The sequence below is a fragment of the Flavobacterium cupreum genome, from assembly GCF_003996965.1.
Lineage (GTDB): Bacteria > Bacteroidota > Bacteroidia > Flavobacteriales > Flavobacteriaceae > Flavobacterium > Flavobacterium cupreum.
Genome location: NZ_QWDM01000054.1, coordinates 1 through 765, shown reverse-complemented (window position 1 = coordinate 765; position 765 = coordinate 1). Strand labels below are relative to the sequence as shown.

General features: G+C 40.0%; 1 protein-coding gene. It reads left to right on the top strand.

Going from position 1 to position 765, the window contains the following annotated elements; all coding sequences use genetic code 11:
- Positions 1-107: 107 nt before the first annotated feature.
- The coding region (locus D0817_RS24755) for a hypothetical protein (protein WP_134737799.1) at positions 108-765 on the top strand (658 nt) is incomplete at its 3' end.

Here is a 765-nt window from a genome sequence, read left to right as displayed (position 1 = left end):
TCCAAGATCGATTTAAGCATTCGTTTTGGCAATACGGAATCAGGGGATTTTCAAAATTCAAGTTGGAATAAAAAGGAATTAGATATTATTTATAAAAAGACATTGAGATGCAAGAATTAGACAACCTGATAGAGAAATTAAATACCGATAAATACTCGGCTGTTTCGGTTTTTGATTTAAAAGCAAACCGATGGGTTTTTAGAAATAAATCCCATGACGAAATCAAACAGGAATTTGAAAGTGCCGAAGATTTCTTCGAAGACCTTTTCGCTAAGGGAAATCGGAATTTAAACCTGACTTTAAAGCGCAAAAACGGATCAACTTATAAAATTGATGGTGCGCCTTTCGATGTTAATTTTTCAGCCCAAAACCAACCCCAAGAGGTAGCAGTACAGCAGGCAAAACCCGCTGCGGTACAGGATGTTTTCTCGAATTCCTTCGGCCTTGGTACTCTCGACGTTATGAACCTTATGGTTGCCAAGAATGACGCTTCAAGGCTTTATACAGAAAATGAGGTTTTAAAGTCCGAGAACAAGGAAATAAAAAAGAAGTACGAAGAGATCAGGGAAGAGCAATTGGCCTCTAAATACGACACCAACAAAAGCAAAGGGAATCAGGAAATGTTATTGGCAGCAGTACAGCAATTACCAACCCTGATAAGCTTTGTAAAAGGGGTTCCCCCCGTGGGACTTTCTGCTCCGGCTGAGACCTTCCAGAGCGAAGCCAAACAACACTTTGCAACGGCTTTGCAACATATCGATGATA